Genomic DNA, 691 nt, shown 5'->3' on the forward strand with positions numbered 1-691 from the left:
GGTGCTGGACGCGCACCGCCTCGTCCAGCGCGCTCTCCCGCGCGTCGCCCAGGACCTCGCCGACGGGCCCGACACCGACCCATACGCATGGCTGCGCACCCGCGTCGTCCGCGCCGCGCTCGGCGCCAGGAGGACCCGCGGCCTCCAGCCGGCCGTGATCGGCCTGCGGCTCTTCCCGCGGGCCGGTGACGCGGTCGAGTTCGGCCTCGACCGCCGCCTGTCCGAGACCACCCCCGGCGTACGGGCGGCCTACGCGCTCCTGGTGCTCGAGCGGGTGTCCGAGGCGGAGGCGCGGCGCATCACCGGTGACGCCGTGGCCGTCCGGCACGCGCGATCGCTGCGCCTGGAGCTGGGCGCCGACGGCGAACGGGCGCTGGCCTCCTCCGAGTTCGACCCCTGCGTCGTCCAGATGACCCCGGACGACCTGCTGCGCCGCCGCCGCAACACCGGACTGACGTACGCGGCCGCTGCCCTCGTCGCGCTCACCGGCGTCGGCCTCCTCATCGCCCAGCTCCTGCAGCCGCCGCCCCCGCCGCTGGCCGATCCGGCAGGCGGCCAGCCCGCCCCCACCCGCGCCCTGGACCCCGCGCACCTGACCCGCGTCGACCCGGACACCTGGGCGGACACCTCCCGCGTGGACCTGACCGCGTGGCCCGCCCGCGGCGACCTCACCGACGACCGCTCGCTGCTC

General features: G+C 77.7%; 1 pseudogene. It reads left to right on the plus strand.

The features are described 5' to 3' along the window. Nucleotides 1-154 precede the first annotated feature (154 nt). Nucleotides 155-691: pseudogene (locus GTW43_RS28895) on the plus strand (hypothetical protein); the annotation flags it as partial.

The organism is Streptomyces sp. SID5785 (assembly GCF_009870065.1).
GTDB lineage: Bacteria > Actinomycetota > Actinomycetes > Streptomycetales > Streptomycetaceae > Streptomyces.